Source organism: Paraburkholderia xenovorans, from assembly GCF_046030735.1.
Classification (GTDB): Bacteria; Pseudomonadota; Gammaproteobacteria; order Burkholderiales; family Burkholderiaceae; genus Paraburkholderia; species Paraburkholderia xenovorans_A.
Map to the genome: position 1 here is coordinate 40594 of NZ_JAQQBV010000040.1, position 21620 is coordinate 62213.

Below are 21620 nucleotides of genomic sequence, written 5' to 3' on the forward strand. Positions count from 1 at the left end.
AGCGACAACCGCTCCAAGTCATGCCTCGGCGACCCAACCACGACCAAGCTACCGAGGTACGCCTGAATCAGAACGTATGCTCAGGCCCAGGAAACGTCCCGTCCTTCACCGCGCGAACATAAGCTTCCACCGCAGCAAGAATACTGGGCTGCCCCTGCATGAAGTCCTTCACGAAGCGCGGCCGCTTGCCGGGAAAAATCCCCAGCATGTCGTGCAGCACCAGCACCTGGCCCGAACAATCGAGACCTGCGCCGATACCGATCGTCGGAATCCGCAACTGCTTGGTGACGTCGCTCGCGAGCAGCATCGGGATCGCTTCCATCACGATCAATTGCGCGCCTGCATCCTGCACCGCGAGCGAGTCGCGCATCAGTTGGCTCGCGCCGGCTTCCGTCTTGCCTTGCACCTTGAAGCCGCCGAACGCATGCACCGACTGCGGCGTGAGACCGACATGCGCGCACACCGGAATCGCGCGCTCGACCAGAAAACGCACGGTCTCCGCGAGCCATTCGCCGCCTTCGAGTTTCACCATCTGCGCCCCGGCGCGCATCAATTCGACCGAACTCCGGAACGCGTCTTCGGGCGTGCCGTACGTGCCGAACGGCAAATCGGCGACGACCAGCGCCGAAGGCCGTGCGCGCGCGACGCTCGCCGTGTGATACGCGATATCGGCGAGCGAGACCGGCAGGGTGGTCGTTTGACCTTGCAGCACGTTGCCGAGCGAATCGCCGATCAGCAACACGTCGACGCCCGCGCGATCCAGCAGCGCGGCGAAGCTTGCGTCGTAGCAGGTGAGCATCGCGATCTTCTCACCGGCGTCGCGCATCGCCTGCAGTTTCGGCACGGTGATCGCGTTGCGGCTCGTTTCCTGCAAATAGGTCATGGGGCAATCCGTTGGGGAAAAGAGGTGGCCGCGCCGCTTAAAGCGACGTGCCTTTGACAAAGAATTCCTTGCGGCCGCGCATGGTTTCGATGCGTTCGGCGAGTAGCGCAAGGTCCGCGTCGGAGTCGAGCGGATTCAGATGTTCGGCGTTGACCGTCAGCACCGGCGTGCGGTCGTAGTGATAGAAAAATTCGTTGTACGCGTCGCACAGCGCGTGCAGGTACGCGTCGGAAATCTGCAGTTCCATCGGCACCGCGCGTTTCTGGATGCGCGCGAACAGCACCTCCGGACTCGCTTGCAGATACACGACGAAGTCCGGCGCGGGCGCGCTCGCGTCGAGCCGCGCGTAAAGCGCGCGGTACAACTGCCACTCGTCGTCCTGCAAGGTCAGACGCGCGAAGATATCGTTCTTCTCGGTCATGAAATCGGCGATCAGCGGTGTGCCCGCCGTATGCGCGGCCGCGACTTCCTGCGCCTGCTGCGCGCGTTGCAGCGCGAAGTGCAATTGCACCGGCAGCGCATAACGCGCGGTGTCGCGATAAAAGCGTTCGAGAAAGGGATTGTCCTGCGGCCGTTCGAACAGTTCCTGCATCGACCAGCGTTGCGCGAGCCTCCGCGCGAGCGATGTTTTGCCGACACCGATCGGCCCTTCGATCGCGAGGTAGCCGAACGGCGGCCGCAGTTGCGGCGCGGTGACGGTGAGCGGAGGCGAATTCATTCGCAGGAGCCCTTGGGCGGACTACCCGCGCCGGCGGTCAATGCGTTGAGCATCAGACATTGGCACGGCCCCTTCACCTTTTCGATGCGCTGATCGCTGACAGCGGCGAGCAGCGTGTCGGCGCGGCCATGTTGCGGGATGATCAGCGCCGCGTCGATCTCGACGAGCGGCACCAGCGCAAACGCACGTTCGACCAGACGCGGATGCGGGACGATCAGATCGGCTTCGTCGATCGATTGATCGCCGAACAGCAGAATGTCCAGATCGAGCGTGCGCGGTGCGTTGCGAAACGGCCGCTCCCGGCCGAACTGATGTTCGATCTTGTGGCACAGCGCGAGCAGATGCCGCACGGGGAGCGTCGTGTCGACCTTCACGACACAGTTGAAATAGTCGTCACCGCCCGCGTCGATCGGGGCAGTGCGATACAGGCTCGACTTGGCGAGCACGGTGATGGTGTGCTGTTGTGCGAGGCACACCACCGCGTCTTTCAGGGTCTGGCGCGCGTCCCCGAGATTCGCGCCGAGGCCGAGATAAGCAACCGTCATGGCATAACTTCCTGCAACTATCGTTCGACGACTTCAGCCGACGCGCTCACTCTTCGTGCGTGCCGTTGTGGCTCGCTTCGTTTGTGCTGCGTTCGGCTGGCGTGCCGCCCTCCAATCCGTCGCCCGGGGTGCGGTTCCTGGCGCCACTGCTGCGCCTCCGTCGTTTTCTGGGGCTTCGGTCCTTCCCGCCTTGCGTCAGCAATGCTTCGCGCGCGGCAATGTCTCCTTCGATGAACTCCGTCCACCACGTACCGACCGACTCATCGAGTTCGCCCGATTCGCAGCGCAACAGGAGGAAATCATACCCCGCTCTAAATCTTTGGTGTTCCAGCAGCTTGAGCGCGCCTCTTCCGGAGCGTTTCTCGAGGCGCAACTGCAGGCCCCAGATCTCGCGCATATCCGACGAAAAACGTTTGTGGATAGCGAGTTTCTCGGTTTGCATGTCGAGGACTTCGTCCATCGCGCGATGCAGCGCCGGCACCGGATATTCACCGTTCGCTTCGAACTGCTGCCAGCGGGTCTGCACGTCGTGCCACAGCAGCGTGGCGAACAGGAAGCCCGGCGACACCGGCTTGCCGGCACGCACGCGAGCGTCCGTGTTGTTGAGCGCGAGCGTGATGAATTTTTCGCCGGTGGGCTGTTCCAGCACCACGTCGAGCAGCGGCAACAGGCCGTGATGCAGGCCTTCCTTGCGCAAGCGCTTCAGGCACGCGAGCGCGTGGCCCGACAGCATCAGCTTGAGCATCTCGTCGAACAGACGTGCGGCGGGCACGTTGTTGATCAGATCGGACATCTCGACGATCGGCGCGCGCGTGGCGTCTTCGATCTCGAAGTCGAGCTTCGCGGCAAAGCGCACCACGCGCAGCATCCGCACCGGATCTTCGCGGTAGCGCGTAGCCGGATCGCCGATCATGCGCAACAGACGCGCGCGCATGTCGGCCATCCCGTTGTGATAGTCCAGCACGGTTTGCGTGGCCGGATCGTAGTACATCGCGTTGATCGTGAAGTCGCGGCGCGTCGCGTCTTCGTGCTGTTCGCCCCACACGTTGTCGCGCAGCACGCGGCCGCTTGCGTCCACCGCGTGGGTGCGCCGGTCGAGCTCGTCGCGCTTCAGACGGCGCGGCGGCGCGGCGTCGGCCGCGGGCGGATCGACCAGCGCGCGGAACGTCGAGGTTTCGATGATTTCCTGGCCGAACTGCACGTGCACGATCTGAAACCGGCGGCCGATGATGCGCGCGCGGCGGAACAGTTTCTGCACCTGTTCGGGCGTCGCGTCGGTCGCGACGTCGAAGTCTTTCGGCTTGATGCCGAGCAGCAGATCGCGCACCGCGCCGCCGACGATGAACGCCCGGTGGCCCGCCTGTTGCAGGCCTTCGGTGACGCGAATCGCGTTGCGCGAGATCAGCGACGGGTCGATGCCATGCACGTCGTGCGGAATGATGACCGGCACGTCCGGATCGCGGGCCGCGGGTTTCGTGGAAGCGGCGCCGCGCGCCGGCTTGCGGCGCGCGCGGGTCGTGGAGGCGCTGCGTGCCGACGCATCATTCGTTGCGTCGGTTTCTGCTTCGGCGGGCGCGATGTCGTCAGCGGGCGCTGGGTCCTGGCCGAAGAGCTTGCGGATAAGTTTTTTGATCACGAGGGTTGAAAGAGTTCGAGGATGCGCCAGCCTTTGGCCTGCGCATGGGCGCGCAATGTGTCGTCGGGATTGGTCGCGATCGGATCGGTGACCTTTTCCAGCAGCGGGATGTCGTTGTGCGAGTCGCTATAGAAATAGCTGCGCTCGAAATCGGTCCAGGTTTTGCCGAGCGAAGCGAGCCACATCTCGGTACGGACGATCTTGCCTTCCTTATAGCTCGGCGTGCCGGTGGGGCGGCCGGTGTACGGCGAATGCGGTTCGCCGTCGACGGTTTCCGCTTCGCAGGCGATCAGCGTATTCACGCCGAATGCCTGCGCGATCGGGCGGGTGATGAATTCGTTGGTGGCGGTGACCACGCAGCACAGGTCGCCCGCTTCCTGATGCTGCTTGACCAGTTCGAGCGCGACCGGCTGAATCGTTGGCGTGATCACTTCATGCATGTACTGCGCGTGGAAGTCGGCGAGCTGCGCGCGCGTGTATTTCGCGAGCGGCGTGAGCATGGCGACCAGGTACGCGTGAATGTCGAGCTTGCCGGCTTTGTAGTCGGCGAAAAAGCGGTCGTTTTCACGGGCGAAATTTTCAGCGTCGACCATGCCGTGTTTCACCATGAAGCGGCCCCATTCGTGGTCGCTGTCGGTGGGGAGGAGGGTGTGGTCGAGGTCGAAGAGTGCGAGGTTAGCCATGGGGGCCTATTTTACTTGAAGCAGCGGCGGGGGACGCGGATGAGGCGGATGAAGGGGGCGCGCTGCGCCGTTCGTCGGCGTCGGGCGAGGCCAGCATGGTGCGCAGAAGCGGCAGCGTGACCGCGCGTTTCTGTTCGAGCGAGAAGCGGTCGAGCGCGTCGAGCAGCGCCATCAGGCTCGGCATGTCGCGGCGGAAATGGGTGAGCAGATAGGCCGGGACGTCGTCGGCGAGCATCAGGCCGCGCTCGCGCGCCGCATGTTTCAGCACGGCGGCCTTGCCTTCGTCGGGCAGCGGCGCGAGATGGAACACCAGCCCCCAGCCGAGGCGCGTGCGCAGATCTTCGCGCACCGTCATGCCGATCGGCGGCGCGTTGCCGGCGGCGACCAGCGCGCTGGTCGGGTGCGCGCGCACTTCGTTGAACAGGTTGAACACGGCGATCTGCTGCGCGGCCGACAACGCGTCGCAATCGTCGATCGCGTACAGCGCGACGCGCGGGTCGAACGAGAAAGCGGCCAGACTGCTTTGCGGACCGGCAAAGCGGGCGTGGCCCGGCGGCGCTTCGTGCACCAGCGCCTGCAACAGATGCGTGCGGCCGCTGCCGGATTCGCCCCACACGTAGAACGTGCGATCGGCGACCGGCCCGGCCGACAGCGCGTTGTCGAGCTCACGCAGACGCGTGACCAGCTCGGCGTTGGCGCCGGCGAAGAAATTGTCGAATGTCGATGGCGGCGGGGTGCCGAGATCGAGCGTCAGTTGACGAAGCACGGTAGGTGAATGCCGAAAATGGGGCTGGGTCGCAAATGGCCGAGTCAGTTGTTATAGAGCGTGCTCGCCAGATAGCTTTGGCGCAACTCGCGCATCGCTACCGACAGAATCGCGCTGACCGGCAGCGCGAGCAGCACGCCGAAGAAGCCGAACAATTGGCCGAACGCGAGCAGCGCGAAGATGACCGCGAGCGGATGCAGCCCGATCCGTTCGCCGACCAGCCGCGGCGTCAGATAAAAGCTTTCGACGATCTGACCGACGCCGTAAATCACCGCGACCGCGCCGAAGCCGTACCAGTCGCCGAATTGCAGCAGCGCGGCGAGCAGCGCCAGCGCGAGGCCCGTGGCGAAACCGATGTACGGAATGAACACCGCGAGGCCCGTGAAGATGCCGACCGGCAGCGCGATCTCGAAACCGGCGATCGTGAGCGCGACCGCGTAGAAGACCGCGAGCACCGCCATCACGAGCAACTGGCCGCGCAGGTATTGCGACAGCATCTGGTCCATGTCGCGCGCGAGTTGCTGCGTCTTGTCGAGCCAGCGGCGCGGCACCACGCTCTGCGCGCGCGTCAGCATGCGGTTCCAGTCGTACAGCAGATAGAACAGCACGAGCGGCACGAGCACGGCGTTGCCGACCACCGTCATCATCACGTTGCCGCTGGTGCGGATGTAGGTCCACGCGTACAGCGCGACGGTTTGCGCGCTGCCTTCGAGCTGCCCCATTACGAGATCGCGGATGCTGGCGAAATCGAGCGAGTCGGCAAGGCCCAGCAATGCGAGCTTGGGTTGCAGCCAGCCGCTGAAGTGCGTGAAAAACACCGGCACCTGGTGTCTGAGCTGCGGCCCTTCTTTCTGGATGACCGCCAGCACCAGCAGGACGAGCAGCGTCATCAGCAGCGTGAAGAACAGCATCATCAGCAACGCGGCGAGCGCGCGCGGCACGCGCCGGCGCACCATCCACGCGACGCCCGGTTGCAGAATGTACGCGAGAATCGCGCCGAGCAGAAAGGGCGTGAGTACCGGGCTCAGGAGCCACAGCAGAATGCCGACGCCCAGCGCGATCGCCAGCCAGATAAAGGCGCGACGCTGAACGGGTGTCAGGATCGAGGGGTTTTGTTGCAAAGTCGTTTCCCAGGTGTCGGCGCGAACGGATTTCAGGATGATTCAAATTCCAGCCAGCCGGCCGGCAACTGTGTATGGGACCAGAGTAAGCGCTGAAGCGCCAACTCTGGTCGGCAACTGTGTATGGGACCCGAGTAGGCGCTGAAGCGCCAACTCGGGTCGGCATCGGGTAAAATCGCATTTTACCGACCTTCGAGCGCTTCCCAATGAATCAACCGAAATCCGCCCCGAATTCAACTGATTCGGCCCAAGGTCTGTCGTATCGCGACGCTGGCGTGGACATCGACGCGGGCGACGCGCTGGTCGATGCAATCAAGCCCTTTGCCAAAAAGACCATGCGCGACGGCGTGCTGGGCGGCATCGGCGGGTTCGGCGCGCTGTTCGAAGTACCGAAGAAATACAAGGAACCCGTGCTGGTGTCCGGTACGGACGGCGTCGGCACCAAGCTGCGCCTCGCTTTCCAACTGAATAAACACGACACCGTCGGCCAGGATCTGGTGGCGATGAGCGTCAACGACATTCTCGTGCAAGGCGCCGAGCCGCTGTTCTTCCTCGACTATTTCGCTTGCGGCAAGCTGGACGTCGCTACCGCGGCAACGGTCGTGAAAGGCATCGCGCAAGGTTGCGAACTGGCAGGTTGCGCGCTGATCGGCGGTGAAACGGCCGAAATGCCGGGCATGTACCCGGACGGCGAATACGATCTGGCCGGTTTCGCGGTCGGCGCGGTCGAAAAGAGCAAGATTATCGACGGCAGCACGATCGCTCCGGGCGACGTGGTGCTGGGTCTCGCGTCGAGCGGCATTCATTCGAACGGTTTTTCGCTGGTGCGCAAGATCATCGAGCGCGCGCAGCCCGACCTGAATGCGGATTTCGACGGCCGCTCGCTCGCCGATGCTTTGATGGCGCCTACGCACATTTATGTGAAGCCGTTGCTCTCGCTGATGCAGCAACTCACGGTGAAGGGCATGGCGCACATCACCGGCGGCGGCCTCGTCGAAAACATTCCGCGCGTGCTGCGCGAAGGTCTGACGGCCGAACTGGATCACCGCGGCTGGCCGCTGCCGCCGCTGTTCTCGTGGCTGCAAAAGCACGGTGGCGTGGCGGATGCGGAAATGCATCGCGTGTTTAATTGCGGGATCGGGATGGCCGTGATCGTGTCGGCGGCAGATGCCGATGCGGCAATCGGGCTGTTGTCGGCTGCCGGCGAGCAGGTGTGGAAGATCGGCGTGGTGCGCGAAAGCGCAGCCGGTGAAGCGCAAACCGTCGTGGTGTAAACACCCGGCATGACGGGTTTGCCTGCGCGGTGTCCGGATCAAAGCACCGCGCGGGCAACAACCTGAATTTTCAAAGCAATTCTTCAATCAGACTCACGACCCGCGCGGTAGCGTGCGGGTCGCAGCAGTCCACCACCGTCCGCTCCTTCATGCTCCGCAGCCAGGTGAGCTGCCGCTTGCATAATTGCCGGGTCGCAAATACGCCTTTGTCGCGCATGGTCAGATAATCGACCGCTCCGTCGAGATATTCCCAGACCTGGCGGTAGCCCACGCAGCGCATCGACGGCATGTCGGGCAGCAAATCACCGCGTTCCCGCAGCTTCACGACTTCATCGACAAAACCGCTGGCCAGCATCGCGTCGAAGCGCTGCTCGATCCGCGCGTGCAGCACGCCGCGCTCGGACGGCTCCAGCGCGATCGGCACGAAGCGCCATCCGGCAGCGGATTCATCCACTCGAGCGGGCGCGGCCAGCAGCGCGGCCATCGGTTGGCCGGTCAGCATGAAGACCTCGAGCGCGCGCTGAATGCGCTGCGCGTCGTTGGGCGCGAGGCGCGCGGCCGTGACCGGATCGACCGCCGCAAGCCGCGCGTGCAACGCCGGCCAGCCATCGCGTGCGGCATCGGCGTCGAGCGTGGCGCGCACGTCGGCGTCTGCTGCGGGCAAGTCGTTCAGACCTTGCGTCAGCGCCTTGTAGTACAGCATCGTCCCGCCGACCAGCAACGGCAACCGCCCGCGTGCGCTGATCTCGCCGACCAGCCGCAACGCGTCCGCACGAAACTGCGCCGCTGAATAAACGTCGGCCGGATCGACGATATCGATCAGATGATGCGGCGCGAGCGCACGCTCGGCCGCGGTCGGCTTCGCCGTGCCGATATCCATCTGGCGATAGACGAGCGCCGAATCCACGCTGATGATTTCGACCGGGCGCTGCGCGGCCAGCGCCAGCGCGGCGGCAGTTTTGCCGGATGCGGTCGGCCCGAGCAGGCAAGGGACCGGAGTTGAAACCGATGACGTCATGAGCAAACCGGCGCGCGCCGACAAAGCGTAAGCGGGCGCACCGTCATTGTCCGCGCATGAAGAGCCGATCGAGATCGGACAGCGTCAACTGATACCACGTCGGACGCCCATGGTTGCACTGGTCGGCGCGCTCGGTCGCTTCCATCTGGCGCAGCAGCGCGTTCATTTCGTCGAGCGTGAGACGACGGTTTGCGCGTACCGCGTGGTGGCAGGCGAGCGTGCCGAGCAGTTCGTGCTGACGCTCGGTCAATACCCGCGAGCCGCCGAACGCGTGCAGATCGGACAGCACCGCGCGCGCCAGCACCTGCAGATCGGCGTCTTTCAGCAACGCGGGCACCGCGCGGATCGCCAGCGTGGTCGGCGAGAGCACGGCGAGGTCGAAGCCGAGCGCGTCGAGTGTGTCGCGCTCTTCCTCGACCGTGCCGATTTCGATCGGATCGGCCTGCATCGTCTGCGGGATCAATAGCGGCTGTACGGCGATCGTGCGGTCGGCCAGCGCGTTCTTGAACTGCTCATACAGAATGCGCTCATGCGCCGCGTGCATGTCGACGATCACGAGGCCGTGCGCGTTCTGCGCCAGCACGTAGATGCCGTGAATCTGGCCGAGCGCGAAGCCGAGCGGCTGCTCGTCGGGGGCATTGAACCCGGGCGACGCATACGGCGTGGACGTGTTGTACGGCGTCGACGCTTCAGCCGCGGAATCGCGCATTTCGAAGAGGGTCGCGCCTTCGGTGGTGCCGACGCTCGTGTCCTTGCGGCCGAACAGTGCGTCGTAGAACGCGAGCGGCTGTGCGACCGGCAAGGTGCCTTGCGTCATGCGCGCCTGGCGCATCCACGTGTTGCCCGGTTGTGATGAGCCGAAGGCGCCTTGCGCACCACTGCCCACGCCACCGGCCCCTCCGCCGGCGCCCGAAATAACTGCACCGAAGCCTGCACCGAAGCCCGCACCGCCGAGCGGCGTCGCGCCGAACGAAGCGGGGCGGCCGCCTGCGGCCGGCTCCAGATGCGCCGCATGGCCGCCCGCGGTGGTTTCCGGCGACGCACCCGCGTGCCGTGCCAACGCGCGCTGCACTGCGTGGAACACGAACTGGTGAATGGAGCGCGAATCGCGAAACCGCACTTCGATCTTCGACGGATGCACGTTCACGTCGACGCCCTCAGGCGGCAGATCGAGAAACAGTACGTAGGACGGATAGCGATCGCCATGCAGCACGTCTTCATAAGCGGCGCGCACCGCGTGCGTGAGCAGCTTGTCGCGCACAAAGCGGCCATTGACGAAGAAATACTGCTGGTCCGCGCGCCCGCGGCTCGCGGTCGGCAGGCCGGCGCAGCCGTAGACCGCGAGCGGGCCGGCCGATTCGTCGAGCGGAAGATGAGCGGTGGCAAATGTCTCGCCGAGAATTTTCGCGACGCGCACTGGCGGCTCGCTCGCGTTCCAGTGCTCGACCGCCTTGCCGTTGTGCAGCACCGAAATTGCCACGTCCGGCCGCGCCAATGCTGCGCGGCGAATCTGTTCGAGGCAATGGCCGAGTTCGGTCTGCTCGCTTTTCAGGAATTTGCGGCGCGCGGGCGTGTTGAAGTACAGCTCGCGAACCTCGATCGTCGTGCCCTGCGTGCCTGCGGCGGGGCTCAGCACGCCGGTTTGTGCGTCCACACGCACTGCGTGCGGCGCATCGGCGACGCGGCTCGTAATCGTCATCTCCGCGACCGACGCAATCGACGCCAGCGCTTCGCCGCGAAACCCGAGCGTCGCGACAGCTTCCAGTTCGGCCAGCGAGCGGATCTTGCTGGTTGCGTGGCGCATCAGCGCGAGCACGAGTTCGTTTTCGGGGATGCCGCAGCCGTCGTCGGTGATCGAGATGCGTTTGACGCCGCCCTCGTCGAGCATGATGCGCAGCGTTTTCGCGCCGGCGTCGAGCGCGTTTTCCAGCAGTTCTTTCACCACCGAAGCCGGCCGTTCGACCACTTCGCCCGCGGCGATCTGGCTGATCAGTTGATCCGGAAGGGGCTGGATCGCCCGCAGCGGGCGTGGGCCGGCCGTGGCGGCGTCCGCGGCTGAAGGCGCTGAAGCGGAGGCGGCCGCGGCGAGGTCGGCAGGCGTATCGGAGAATTCTGACATGGCGAAATTATAGCGATTCGGCGTCCGCAGATTTTTAATCGTGTGCGGGCACTTTCGGTATCATGGCGCGGTCAATCCGCAGCGGTAACGCGGTCATATCTGCGGCGGTGAGTTCGTGTTCACCGCTCGTCGCCCGCCGGCCCGCTGATGCGGCCCTTCCCACTCGCTCACATTCGCTCAGAAAAGGACGCTTCTTGGACACGTTGCTACATTTCGTCAACCTCGTCTTGCACATCGACAAGTTTCTCGGAGACTTCATCCACGTGTACGGCGCCTGGGTCTACGCGGTGCTGTTTCTGATCGTGTTTTGCGAAACCGGGCTTGTCGTGCTGCCGTTTCTGCCGGGCGATTCGTTGCTGTTCATCGGCGGCGCGTTCTGCGCGACCGGGGAAATGAACGTCGGTTTGCTGATCGTGCTGCTGCTTATCGCGGCGGTGGCCGGCAATACGGTCAACTACACGATCGGGCGGGCCATCGGGCCGCGAGTGTTCAATTCGCATATTCCGGTTCTGGAGCGCTTCCTCGATCGGGCCGCGTTGCAGAAGACGCATAACTTCTACGAGAAGCATGGCGGCAAGACCATCGTGCTGGCGCGCTTCATTCCGGTAGTGCGCACGTTTGCGCCGTTCGTGGCCGGTGCTTCGGAGATGACGGTCAGCCGGTTCCAGCTTTTCAACGTGCTCGGCGCGTTGCTGTGGGTGTTGCTGCTGGTGTTGCTCGGCTACTTCTTCGGCAACATTCCGTTTATCCGTCAGTACCTGAATGTGATCGTGCTGGTGGGGATCGGTGCGGCCGTGGTGCCGGTTCTGCTCGGCGCATTGTGGAAGATGACGCGCAAGAACACGTCGTCGCGAGCGGGAAACCGTTGACGCATCGCGTAGCGTGAAGTTCTGGCGGGATTGAAAAACGGCGTCGCGTTCAGATTCGCGACGCCGTTTTTCCTTTGCGGCGTGCAACATCGGGTGCTGCGCAAGCGCTTAATCGACCTCAAGTCGACCTCAAGTCACCGCACGCGGCGCCAGCGGCGTTTCCGGTGTCGGATAGCCGGCTTCCTTGAAGGTTTGAATGATCGCGCGATTGGTGTCGAAATAGACCTGCCAGTAATTCTCGTTGTGCGTATAAGGCCGCACGCAGAGCAACGGGCCTTCGGGTGTGAAGCTCAGCACTTCGATATCCGGCGCAGGACTCTCGGCGACGTTCGGAATCTGCGTGACGGCGGCTTTGAGCCGGTTCATCGCGTCGGTCGGATCGACGCCATTGGCGATCTTCGCGGTGAGTTCCACGCGCCGTACCGGCAACACGCTGTAGTTCGAGATCGTGTCGGAGAAGATCTTGTTGTTGCCGACGATGGTCGTCACGTTATCCGGCGTCACGATCGTCGTGCCGAACAGACCCAGTTCGGAGACCGTGCCGGTCACGCCGCCCGCTGTGACGAAGTCGCCCACCTTGAACGGGCGCAGCACCTGCATGAAGATGCCGGCCGCGAAATGCGCGAGCAGGCCGCCCCATGCGGTGCCGATCGCAAGACCGAGGCCGGCGAGCAAGGCCGCGAACGAAGTAGTCTGCACACCGAACACTTGCAGGATCGCGAGGATCAGCAGCAGATTCAGCAACGCGCCGAGGATCGAGCCGAGGTAGTGAGCGAGAGTGGGATCGACGCGGCCGTTTTTCGACAGTAGCTTGCGCAACAAACCGGTGATCAGCCCGATGACCCAGCGGCCGACGATCCACAATACGATCGCGCCGAGTACTTTAGTGCCGAGGTCGATGCCTCGGGTCATGATGAATACGCGTACGGTTTCGAGATCCAAGATTTGCCTCGTTGGTAAGTTGCCTTCGACTGATTGAACGACGGTGGCGCAATGCAGCGGTAATTGCCCGGCGACGGGCACGACCGGTCACTCTCGATCTTCGGAAGTTATAGGTGACGGCACGCGCATAGGCAAGGAGCGTTCCTGCCGCGCGAAAAGCCGGTCTGGCGGGAGAGTGCGACGTTATGGCGGCTCTTCTTGCGGGCGGCGTTACGAGCGCGGGCCGGGATGAATTTTCGCAGTCCGTTCCATGCGTCAGATCTCCGACCAGTCGCGCAAGAGATTGTGATAGTGATTGGACAGCGAGAGAGTTGCGTCGCTGTCGCCGTGCGCGTCGCGCAGCGTCTGAATCGTCTGATCCAGTTCGAACAGCATGCTGCGCCGCTGGTCGTGGCGAATCATGCTTTGAATCCAGAAGAACGAACAGATGCGCGTGCCGCGCGTCACCGCCGTCACGCTATGAACGCTGGCCGCCGGGTATAGCACCATGTCGCCGGCGGGCAGGCGGACCTCGTGTTCGCCGTATGTGTCGCGCACGGTCAGATCGCCGCCTTCGTATTCGTCGGGATTACAGAGAAACAGCGTGGCCGACAGGTCCGTGCGCATCCAGCCCGAATGCCCGGGAAACGATCGCACCGCGCCGTCCACATGGAATCCGTAGTGTTCCTGCTGCGCGGCGTCGTACCGGTTGAATAGCGGTGGAGAGACGCGCAACGGCAATGCCGCGGAGAAATACAACGCATGTCGCTTCAAGGCCTGTTCGACGATCTGCCGAAGTTCCGCCATGTGCGGCGCACTCTCCGGCAATTGCTGGTTGCGCTTGACCTGGGCGCCTTGCGAACCCACGGTCGCCCGGCCGTCTATCCAGTGCGTGGAGGCCAGAAGGGTCCGCAAGTGTGCGACTTCGTCTGGGAGAAGGATGTGGGGGATGTGTAGCATCATGATGCGAGGCGTCGATTGAGCGGCTTGTTGAGAATGTCGCCACTGAACGGGCAAGCGATTCGGGTCATGAAAGCGGTTGCCGCCGCAAGGCCGACGGTATCGTCGTGCATTGCGACGGCGGTTATGTACGGCGCTCCTCAGAAGTTGATATTGGCCGTCAGCAAAACGGTGCGTGGCGCTCCAGGGAAGTAGCGGTAGCCGCTCTTGTTGATGGAAGAGACGTAGCTCTTGTTGGTCAGGTTATAGAGGTTCAACTGGAAATTCAGGTGGCGCGATACCTCGTAGGCCGCCATGGCGTTGAAGACGCAGTAGCCATCCGTCTGGGTCGGTGTTCCGACCGCGCCGTCCGTGCCGCGTTCCAGGCCGCTCACGTAGTTGGCGCCGCCACCGATCGTAAAGCCGTACGGAAGTTTATAGGTCGTCCAGAGCGACAGGGCGTTCCGGGGCGTGTAACTCAGCAGCGTCGAGCCGTCCGCCGCGACGGCGCTTCCCGTTGCGACTCGCGCATCCTGCAGCGTATAGCCGGCCATGACCGACCATAGCGGCGTGATCTGGCCCGAGGCGCTCAATTCGAGACCCTGAACGCGCTTTCTGCCGATTTGCCCATACGTGCCGCCGTCGAGCAACTGGACTTCGTTGGTGATGTCCGTGCGGAACAGCGCGGCCGTTGCGAGCAGACGTTTGCCGAACAGTTCCCATTTCGTGCCGATCTCCATGGTCGCGGCGCGTTGAGGATCGAAGTCGGTGCGACCGGCGCTATTTCCGCTACCGCTGGCCGCCAGCGCAAAATTGGAACCGCCCGGCGGCTGTTGTGAGATCGCATAGTTGAAGTAGATGTTGCCGTTCGACGTCAAACGATAAAGCGCACCGATTTTCCAGTCCACCAGGTTGCCCACTTTGGTGGCGTCGACGGCCGAAACGGCGGATCCCACCGGCATTCCCTTCGGGCACGGTATCGGCGTGCGGCCGGTGGAACCGCAGGCGGCGGTGCTCGAGTACTGGGTGTGGTAGTAGTCCCAGCGCAGGCCACCGTTGAACTGCAGTCGGTCTCCCAAAGAAATCGTATCGAACGCATAGGCGGCGACGGTGTCGGTCGAGCCGGTCGAATCGAGTCCGTTGCGCGCGTCGTTGCCGACAAAGATGTCGCTGTTCGGGTAATAGAGGCTCACGTCGGGCATGGTCGGAGAGTTATGTCCGTACGTGGTCTGATCTTCACGCGTCAATTCGAAACCTGCACTCACGTCGTGTTGCAGCGACCCGGTTGAAAACTTGCTCGTGACGTTCGTCTGATTCGTCAGAATGCGATTGTTGCTGTCGCGCAAGGTCGGCAGACGAGTCGTCGTCCACGTTGAAAGGTCCGCTGGGTTCGGTATCTTGATGTTCGTTGCGCTGCCCAAAAACGACGTGAGCAGGTAGTCGTCTTTGGTCTGCGCCCATCGTGTGACGTTGCGCAGCGTCGTCGTGTCGCTCAGCTTATGTTCGACGCGAACCGTGGCCATGTCGGTCGTCGAATCGTCGTGATCGGACGCGGTTCCGTAGAAATTGTGCGAGTTGACCATCGGCGCGCGGTTCAACGCGGAAAGCGCCGGACTGGGGGCGGTATATCCGGGCAACCCGATGGTCGGCACTCCGCCGTCCGGCGTGTTGTCCTGCTTGACGTGCATGAAATCCAGATACACCGTGGTCGGCGTGTTCAGTCCGAAAGCGAGCGATGGCGCGACGCCCCAACGCTCGTTGTCCACCGTGTCGCGGCCTGCCACGTCGGCTTTGTGGCCCATCAGGTTGACGCGGAAAGCGGACGTGTCGTTGAGCGTGTGATTCCAGTCGATCGTCGAACGGACGTAATTCGGCGTGCCGACGCCAAGGCTCGCATCGAAGCTGTTATCGAGTCCAGGCTGTTTAGTGACAAGATTGATCGAGCCGCTCGGTGCGCTGCGGCCGAAGTCCGATCCTGAAGGTCCCTTGATCACTTCCACCTGCTCAGTATTGAACAGATCGCGGTGAGTGGGGTTGACGTCGCGAATGCCGTCGATATAGATGCTGTTCGATGTGTCGACGCCGCGCATATAGACGGCGTCGCCGGTGGCGGTGCTGCCGTTCTCGCCCGAAAAAAAAGTACCCACGCCCGGCACGTTGCGCAATGCATCGGTCAGGGTGGTGGCCTGCTGATCCTTGATCAGGTCCTTGTTGATGACCGTCACCGTCCGCGTCATATCTTTCACCGGTTGGGTGAATTTCGGCGAAGCCAGCGTCTCCGTTTTGTAGTTGCTATCCGCCGACGTGTTGACCTGGATCGCCGGCAACACTGTGCTGTCCGGCGTCGGGGTCTGCGCCAATGCAGGCAACGAGCAACTCAAGGCGATGCCGGTGAGGAGTGTCGCGCGGGCTGCGCCGGAGCGTGACGGATGCTCGCTTGCCCCGTGGCATGGCGCGAGTTTTTTACTACGGATATAGGTCATTTTTTAAAAAGTAGTGATCCTGATTGATCAGGATGATTGACCGGAGTAGCCATCCGGTAACGAGTGGCTGGCTTCGGCGCATGACCGCTATGGCGGTCGGTGCTCAACGGCTGGCGGAATTCGGGAGCAGTGGATCGGCAGGGCAATGCGTGCCGGGCACGCAATCGCGTGCGTGCGGATCGGACGATCGGTGCCTGCGATGCAAGGGGGGCGCGTGCCGATGGAAACCCGGCGCGGCGTTCTGATGACGGTGACGTTTTGTGAGATCCCGGCAGCGCGGCCCGATTGTGTCGAACCACGCTGCCGCGTTCACTTACAAATGGTTACTTCTGTAAGCCTGCTGGGAAATGTAAGTGATCTGCATAAGCAAGTCAATCCGTATGCGCTTGATTTTAAAAAGGTTAATGAAAAAACAGCCCGGCGGTTGGGGTGCCGAAGGAATGGATTGCCGGCAATACAAATGCCTGGGTATGGCGACGGGGCAATCACATCGGCAATTGCGATTCGGAGTACGGAGAAGTGTGGATGATCACGACGTCGTGTTTGCCGTGCACGCCGCGTTTGAGCGGACGCCGCCGACGCGCTGCATAGCGCCATAACAGTGCGGCGACACTTGCCGACGCGTAGGCGCCGGCGCGTTCGAAGAACGCAACCGGCGCGCTGAAGGCGCCATAGCGGTTCTGCGCGTCGGCGAAGACGAGAAATGTCAGTGCGGCGTCCAGCAGTAAAGCCGTCGCCGCGAGCCCGATGAAAATACGCGCGCCGTTGAACGTTGCGCCAGGTATCAACCGGTTGCACAGATGACTCAGGATCAGCACCAGAATCAGCAACGCGAGATTCGAGAGAAGATCGAACAGAAAATTGGTCATGTCGACGGAATGAAAGCGCGGGTTTCCGCGGCGTTGCCGGGGCGTCTGCTCACGCAGAGCGGTTGCGTGTTTCGTTGAATCGCCGGCGATCATTGCACGTCTCTATGTCTCAATAAATGCCAATATTCGGAGTCCGTTGTATCTGTCAGTGGTTCATGACGCGAGCTGCGGTCGCGGTTGTACCGATGCGTCGGCAACCGCGATTCGAGTTGTAGGAGTTTTTCGTCGGCGAGTCGGCGAGTCGGCGGGGAGGATGTCAGCCTGGTCGTCGGGCTGGTGCGAAGCGACGCTTTGCCGGACGTGCCGCAATGCGCCGGAAGCGCTGCATCTTATGCTCTTCGTCGAAGTGGGCAAGCGAGGTTTTCACCAGATCGCTGCGCGACACGATGCCGATGAGACGCCGCGTGTTCATGTCGTCCACGACCGGCAGGCGCTCCAGACCGTGAACCGCGAGCCGCGTCGCGACCAGCCGGCAGGTTTCGTCCGGCAACGCGAAGACGGGTTCGCGGGTTTGCATCGCGGTGAGCAGCGTGGTGGTTGTGCTTGCAATGGCATTCGCCACATTCGCAACACCCGCCACCGCCGCTGCCTGCTCACCTGTGCCGCTGTGCTGCGCGGAAAAGCGCTCCAGTGTCGCACGGTCGATTACGCCTATCACCGCATCCCCATTGACTACCGGATAGGCGCGATGTGTTTGCGTCGGTCCGAAATATCGCGCGAGCGTGTCGGCCACTGTCAGTTGTGCGTCGATTGTTTTTGCATCGCGCGTCATCACTTCGTCGACGTAGTGCCGCTCGAGCGGATCGACGCCGTACTCGCGATAGATGTGATAACCGCGGCGTGCGATTTTTTCCGTCATGATCGAGCGACGCATCACGACGGTCGCAAAACCGTGAGCGACGAGCGTTGCAGCCAGCAGGGGCAGCAGCGCATTGCTGTCGTGAGTCAGACCGAACGCGAACACGATCGCGGTGAGCGGCGCGCCGAGCGTGGCGCCGAGCGTCGCGGCCATGCAGACGAGCGGCCACAGCGACGGCGGGCCGCCCGGCAGCACATGGCCCAACACCACGCCGAGTCCGGCGCCGAGCATCAGCAGCGGCGCGAGTACGCCGCCCGATGTGCCCGATCCGAGCGCCACGACCCACATGACGGCTTTCGCGAGCAGCAACGCGAGCGCCACCTGCAACGCGATGTGCAGATGCAGCAGATCGCCGATCACGTCGTAGCCGACGCCTAGTGCGCGCGGCTCGATGAAACCGCCGATGCCGACCACGAGTCCGCCGAGCGCGGGCCACCACATCCAGTGAATCTTCAGTTTGCCGAACAGATCTTCGGTCTTGTACAGCGCCGCCGACAGACCGCACGCGAGTGCGCCCGAGAGCAGGCCGGCGATCACGCAGGAAAACAGCGCCAACGCATCAGGCGGCGCGGTTTCGAGCGGGAACAGCGGCCCCGTGCCGAACAGCGGACCGCGCGCAAAACCGGCGACCGCACAGGCTAGCGCGACCGGCAGGAAACTACGCGGCCGCCATTCGAACAACAGCAATTCGACCGCGAGCAGCACGGCCGCGACCGGCGTGCCGAACACGGCGGTCATCCCGGCCGCCGCGCCGGCGACCAGCAGCGTTTTGCGCTCCGCGGCGCTCACGCGCACGCACTGCGCGATCAGCGAGCCGAGTGCTCCGCCCGTCATGATGATCGGACCTTCGGCGCCGAACGGGCCGCCGCTGCCGATCACGATGCCCGACGACAGCGGCTTGAGCACCGCCACTTTCGGCGACATGCGGCTCTTGCCGAACAGGATTGCTTCGATTGCTTCGGGAATCCCGTGTCCGCGAATCTTTTCCGACCCGTAGCGCGCCATCAGGCCGACGATCAGGCCGCCCGCCACCGGCACCAGCACGACCCACGCGCCGAGCGTAGTGTGCGCGGGCGAGCGCTCGGCGAACGACAGCACGCCGAAGAAGAACAGGTTCGTGAACAGATGGATCAGATTGAGCAGCACGAAAGCCGCCAACGTGCTGATCGCGCCGATGCACGCCGCGAGCAGCGCGATGCCGGGCAGGCGGCGGTTAGCGGAGAAATCTCGTTTGTGGTGGTTGGCGGACATCGTCGGGCTCGTGGTGGGGTGAGGACTAGAGATCGATTTGCGGCACGTTGAACGCGCCTTCGAGCGATTTCAATTCGGCGCGATGCAGCGCGGCCAGCTTTGCGAGGGTTTTCTCGCCGAGCTTCTGCAGATGCACTTCGACCTGACGGCGATCGGTCTCGCTCACCTTGCGCTTGACGAGGCCGAGCGCTTCGCAGCGCGACACCAGCGCGACGACGCCGTGATGCTGTGCCTGCAACCGTTCGGCAAGCTCGCCGATGCTGGCCCAGTCGCGTTGCGGATAGCCTTTGATGTGCAGAAGCAGCAGGTACTGCAAAGGCGTGATGCCTTCGCTTTGGGCCGCCTGTTCGGAGAAGCGTTCGAAGCGCCGCATCTGATAGCGGAATTCGGATAGTTGCTCGAAGTCGGCTTTTTTCAGGTCGCGGGATTGGGTTTTCATGGGTGGTTCGTGTTGAAGGGTGACGATATAAATATCATAACGTGATGTATTTGAATGCAGTAAGGGCTGGCGAAGTGTGAGCGGCGCTCAGGCGGCGCGCGATCGTTGCGTCTGTGGCTGCGCTTGTAGTTGACCTCGTTGCTGCGGTTGCCGGTACAGGCCGGCGATGAGATTCGCCTGCGTGACCATGCCGGCGAGCTGTCCGCTCTCGCGATTCAACACGGGGATGTGGTGGTGCCCATGGTCGGCGAAAAGCGGAACGAGTTCGGCGATCGGCGTGCTGGTGTCGACGGTGTGCACGTGGGTGGTCATCACGCTGCTGACGGTCGGCTCTTCGACGCGGCGAAAACCAGGCAATCTGTTTCGCAGACTAACGAGCAGCCCGGATTGGCGCTTCGCGCCGCTCATCAGATCCGCCCGCGTGACGATGCCGATCACGCGCAGCGTGATATCCGTCACCGGTATCGCCTTCACGCCGCGCCGCTGCAAGATGCTCAACGCGGTGACCACACGCGTATTGGCCGGTATCGATATCACGTCGCCGGACATGATGTCCGCGCAGGTCAATTCGGCGAAGCTGCGCGCATAGGTTTGCAACTGGAGGTCGCGCAGCAGCGATTCGAGATCGTCGGGTGCGATATCGAGGAGTTCGCCTTGCCGTTTGAGGACAGCGTCGAGGTCCGCGCGCGTGAAGCCGGGTCGCGCTTGCGAACTGGCCGGCACCGGAGCCGCGTTGTGCCGCGCCGAGTGCGGATAGCTGTGCCCCGTGAGCGCGTGATAGGCGAGCGCCGAGCCGAGCAGCGCCGCGGATTGCAGCGCGATGGGTTCGAGCACGAAACCGTAACCCAACGCATGGACCGCCGGGCCGCCCAATACCGCTGTCAACGCGACGGCGCCCGACGGGGGATGCACGCAACGCAGCGCGAACATAGCGCAGATGGCCGCGGCGACCGCGAGCGCCGCGGCAAGCACCGGGTCGCTGATCCACATTGCGCAGGTCACGCCGACCGTCGCCGAAACCAGATTTCCGCCGATGATCGACCACGGTTGCGCGAGCGGACTGGCCGGCACCGCGAACAGCAACACCGCCGACGCACCCATCGGCGCGACCAGCATCGGGACGGCGCTGCGAGAGCCGGGCAGGAAGTGCGTGATGGCGCCGGTGAACGCAATGCCTAGCAGCGCGCCGAGGCACGAGCGCAAGCGCTCCCGCCAGTCGATCGTGACGGGGCTCGGAGAGAAGCGGGCAAACCAGCGGATGAGGGCGGAACTGGGCAAGGTCGGCGTGGCTGGGTTCGTGGGAGCGCCTGCGGCTATTCACCGAGGCGCGCGGTGACGAGATTATATGTGATTGTGATATAAATTGTCATGACGCTCGCAATCGATGGGGTGAGGCCACCCCGAGCCCCGAGCCCCGAGCTTCATCAAGGCCCGAGACTCGCCGCCCGCAACGCCTCTTTCATACCGCCCTCGATATCCGCAATCTGCCCGACAATCTGCGCGACTGTCGTGCGGCCTTCTCCAAACCGTTCGCCGTTCATCACGATCGTCGGCACGAAGTCGATATCGCGCGCGGTGGCTTCGTTCTGGAACATCCCCACGTCGATCACGATGTGGCGGATCCGTGGGTTCAGCGCCGCGAGCCCGTTTAGCGCCTGCACGACTTCCTGACAGTACGGGCACGCGAGCGAGACGAATGTCTCGAAGCGATAGTCGCCGTCCAACTCGACGATGCGCGCGATCAGCGCGTCATCGAACCTCGGCGGGTGGCCGCCCACCTGAAGTATCGCGAGGACGAGTGAAGTGAACTCGTTTCCGGTGGGCACGCCGGCGAACGCGATTCTGGGCTCGTCGTTTAGCGCGCCAAGCGAAAACGAAGGCTTCGGCACGCCGGACGCGTTCGACTCGACCAGCGTCAACGTCTGCGATAACGATACGATTTCCGTCAGCAGTTCACGAAGTCTCGCGGAGTCGCTGCCGCTATCGAGCGAGGCCACGATCTCCACCGGCCGGATCTGATAATTGAGCAAACTCTCCTGCACCTGCTTTTTTAGGCCGGTTTCCAGCATCATGGTCACGTCTCCTGAACACGCCCTTGCCGATATCTCGATGACTGGCATAGGACAGCGAGGCTGGATGGCGCCGGGATGATCCGGCAGGCGACGACCGCCTCGTCTATTCATCAAGGTTAGTACCCCTCCGGACATCGTTCAATCCGCAACTTGCA

The 21620-nt window shown here is 63.3% G+C and carries 19 protein-coding genes; 2 read left to right on the forward strand and 17 right to left on the reverse strand.

Annotation, left to right across the window (positions count from 1 at the left end; translation table 11 throughout):
* Positions 1–67 precede the first annotated feature (67 nt).
* The 7 genes from panB to PQQ51_RS29220 are packed head-to-tail and all read right to left on the reverse strand — an operon-like array spanning position 68 to position 6352.
* Positions 68–883 carry a 3-methyl-2-oxobutanoate hydroxymethyltransferase gene (panB, locus tag PQQ51_RS29190; protein ID WP_408500666.1) on the reverse strand — a complete coding sequence of 272 codons (816 nt, stop codon included), beginning with the start codon at positions 881–883 and terminating at the stop codon, positions 68–70.
* A gap of 37 nt (positions 884–920) precedes the next feature.
* The gene (locus tag PQQ51_RS29195) at positions 921–1601 is read right to left on the reverse strand and encodes a deoxynucleoside kinase (RefSeq protein ID WP_408500667.1); all 681 of its coding nucleotides are present in this window, start codon (positions 1599–1601) and stop codon (positions 921–923) included.
* Complete coding sequence (folK, locus tag PQQ51_RS29200; protein WP_408500668.1) at positions 1598–2146, reverse strand: 2-amino-4-hydroxy-6-hydroxymethyldihydropteridine diphosphokinase; 549 nt, start codon at positions 2144–2146, stop codon at positions 1598–1600. The genes PQQ51_RS29195 and folK overlap by 4 nt, the downstream gene beginning before the upstream one ends.
* A gap of 46 nt (positions 2147–2192) precedes the next feature.
* Positions 2193–3782, reverse strand: a complete 1590-nt coding sequence (gene pcnB, locus PQQ51_RS29205; protein ID WP_408500669.1) for a polynucleotide adenylyltransferase PcnB — start codon at positions 3780–3782, stop codon at positions 2193–2195.
* Positions 3779–4465, reverse strand: a complete 687-nt coding sequence (locus PQQ51_RS29210; protein WP_408500670.1) for a histidinol-phosphatase — start codon at positions 4463–4465, stop codon at positions 3779–3781. Before PQQ51_RS29210 ends, pcnB begins: the two co-directional genes overlap by 4 nt.
* Positions 4458–5231, reverse strand: coding sequence for a DnaA regulatory inactivator Hda (gene hda / locus PQQ51_RS29215; RefSeq protein WP_408500671.1), 774 nt, complete (start codon positions 5229–5231; stop codon positions 4458–4460). The genes PQQ51_RS29210 and hda overlap by 8 nt, the downstream gene beginning before the upstream one ends.
* Before the next feature lie 44 nt (positions 5232–5275).
* Positions 5276–6352 carry an AI-2E family transporter gene (locus PQQ51_RS29220; RefSeq protein ID WP_408500672.1) on the reverse strand — a complete coding sequence of 359 codons (1077 nt, stop codon included), beginning with the start codon at positions 6350–6352 and terminating at the stop codon, positions 5276–5278.
* Positions 6353–6558: 206 nt separating this feature from the next.
* Here PQQ51_RS29220 and purM point away from each other — a divergent pair, with 206 nt between their 5' ends.
* The gene (purM, locus tag PQQ51_RS29225; protein WP_408500673.1) at positions 6559–7626 is read left to right on the forward strand and encodes a phosphoribosylformylglycinamidine cyclo-ligase; all 1068 of its coding nucleotides are present in this window, start codon (positions 6559–6561) and stop codon (positions 7624–7626) included.
* Positions 7627–7696: 70 nt separating this feature from the next.
* Here purM and miaA read toward each other — a convergent pair whose 3' ends face one another.
* A complete protein-coding gene (gene miaA, locus PQQ51_RS29230; protein WP_408500674.1) occupies positions 7697–8644 on the reverse strand; it encodes a tRNA (adenosine(37)-N6)-dimethylallyltransferase MiaA in 948 nt (315 codons plus the stop codon).
* A 43-nt stretch (positions 8645–8687) separates the two neighbouring features.
* Positions 8688–10763, reverse strand: a complete 2076-nt coding sequence (gene mutL, locus PQQ51_RS29235; protein WP_408500675.1) for a DNA mismatch repair endonuclease MutL — start codon at positions 10761–10763, stop codon at positions 8688–8690.
* A gap of 194 nt (positions 10764–10957) precedes the next feature.
* Between mutL and PQQ51_RS29240 the strand changes: the two genes are divergently transcribed.
* Complete coding sequence (locus PQQ51_RS29240; protein ID WP_408500676.1) at positions 10958–11632, forward strand: DedA family protein; 675 nt, start codon at positions 10958–10960, stop codon at positions 11630–11632.
* A gap of 129 nt (positions 11633–11761) precedes the next feature.
* Here PQQ51_RS29240 and PQQ51_RS29245 read toward each other — a convergent pair whose 3' ends face one another.
* The 8 genes from PQQ51_RS29245 to PQQ51_RS29280 all read right to left on the reverse strand — a co-directional run bounded on the left by PQQ51_RS29245 (position 11762) and on the right by PQQ51_RS29280 (position 21465).
* Entirely contained in the window at positions 11762–12574 is an 813-nt protein-coding gene (locus tag PQQ51_RS29245; protein WP_408500677.1) for a mechanosensitive ion channel family protein, read from the reverse strand.
* Positions 12575–12829: 255 nt separating this feature from the next.
* Positions 12830–13516, reverse strand: a complete 687-nt coding sequence (locus tag PQQ51_RS29250) for a Fe2+-dependent dioxygenase (protein WP_408500678.1) — start codon at positions 13514–13516, stop codon at positions 12830–12832.
* A gap of 137 nt (positions 13517–13653) precedes the next feature.
* The gene (locus PQQ51_RS29255) at positions 13654–15975 is read right to left on the reverse strand and encodes a catecholate siderophore receptor Fiu (protein WP_408500679.1); all 2322 of its coding nucleotides are present in this window, start codon (positions 15973–15975) and stop codon (positions 13654–13656) included.
* Between the two features lie 485 nt (positions 15976–16460).
* Positions 16461–16844, reverse strand: coding sequence for a hypothetical protein (locus PQQ51_RS29260; protein ID WP_408500680.1), 384 nt, complete (start codon positions 16842–16844; stop codon positions 16461–16463).
* A 256-nt stretch (positions 16845–17100) separates the two neighbouring features.
* Positions 17101–18954, reverse strand: coding sequence for a chloride channel protein (locus PQQ51_RS29265; protein ID WP_408500681.1), 1854 nt, complete (start codon positions 18952–18954; stop codon positions 17101–17103).
* Positions 18955–18979: 25 nt separating this feature from the next.
* On the reverse strand, positions 18980–19393 hold the full coding sequence (locus PQQ51_RS29270) for a MarR family winged helix-turn-helix transcriptional regulator (RefSeq protein ID WP_408500682.1): 414 nt from the start codon (positions 19391–19393) through the stop codon (positions 18980–18982).
* A gap of 87 nt (positions 19394–19480) precedes the next feature.
* Positions 19481–20671, reverse strand: coding sequence for an HPP family protein (locus tag PQQ51_RS29275; RefSeq protein ID WP_408500683.1), 1191 nt, complete (start codon positions 20669–20671; stop codon positions 19481–19483).
* Positions 20672–20817: 146 nt separating this feature from the next.
* Positions 20818–21465: a thioredoxin family protein gene (locus tag PQQ51_RS29280; protein ID WP_408500684.1), complete on the reverse strand. Its 648-nt coding sequence runs from the start codon at positions 21463–21465 to the stop codon at positions 20818–20820.
* Positions 21466–21620: the final 155 nt, after the last annotated feature.

Bases quoted from the DNA above. Each gene is read 5' to 3' on its own strand.
- PQQ51_RS29270 (WP_408500682.1), bottom strand. From the start codon at position 19,393: ATGAAAACCCAATCCCGCGACCTGAAAAAAGCCGACTTCGAGCAACTA.
- PQQ51_RS29255 (WP_408500679.1), bottom strand. From the start codon at position 15,975: ATGACCTATATCCGTAGTAAAAAACTCGCGCCATGCCACGGGGCAAGC.
- PQQ51_RS29250 (WP_408500678.1), bottom strand. From the start codon at position 13,516: ATGATGCTACACATCCCCCACATCCTTCTCCCAGACGAAGTCGCACAC.
- purM (WP_408500673.1), top strand. From the start codon at position 6,559: ATGAATCAACCGAAATCCGCCCCGAATTCAACTGATTCGGCCCAAGGT.
- PQQ51_RS29280 (WP_408500684.1), bottom strand. From the start codon at position 21,465: ATGATGCTGGAAACCGGCCTAAAAAAGCAGGTGCAGGAGAGTTTGCTC.
- PQQ51_RS29260 (WP_408500680.1), bottom strand. From the start codon at position 16,844: ATGACCAATTTTCTGTTCGATCTTCTCTCGAATCTCGCGTTGCTGATT.
- panB (WP_408500666.1), bottom strand. From the start codon at position 883: ATGACCTATTTGCAGGAAACGAGCCGCAACGCGATCACCGTGCCGAAA.
- miaA (WP_408500674.1), bottom strand. From the start codon at position 8,644: ATGACGTCATCGGTTTCAACTCCGGTCCCTTGCCTGCTCGGGCCGACC.
- PQQ51_RS29210 (WP_408500670.1), bottom strand. From the start codon at position 4,465: ATGGCTAACCTCGCACTCTTCGACCTCGACCACACCCTCCTCCCCACC.
- folK (WP_408500668.1), bottom strand. From the start codon at position 2,146: ATGACGGTTGCTTATCTCGGCCTCGGCGCGAATCTCGGGGACGCGCGC.
- PQQ51_RS29195 (WP_408500667.1), bottom strand. From the start codon at position 1,601: ATGAATTCGCCTCCGCTCACCGTCACCGCGCCGCAACTGCGGCCGCCG.
- mutL (WP_408500675.1), bottom strand. From the start codon at position 10,763: ATGTCAGAATTCTCCGATACGCCTGCCGACCTCGCCGCGGCCGCCTCC.
- PQQ51_RS29265 (WP_408500681.1), bottom strand. From the start codon at position 18,954: ATGTCCGCCAACCACCACAAACGAGATTTCTCCGCTAACCGCCGCCTG.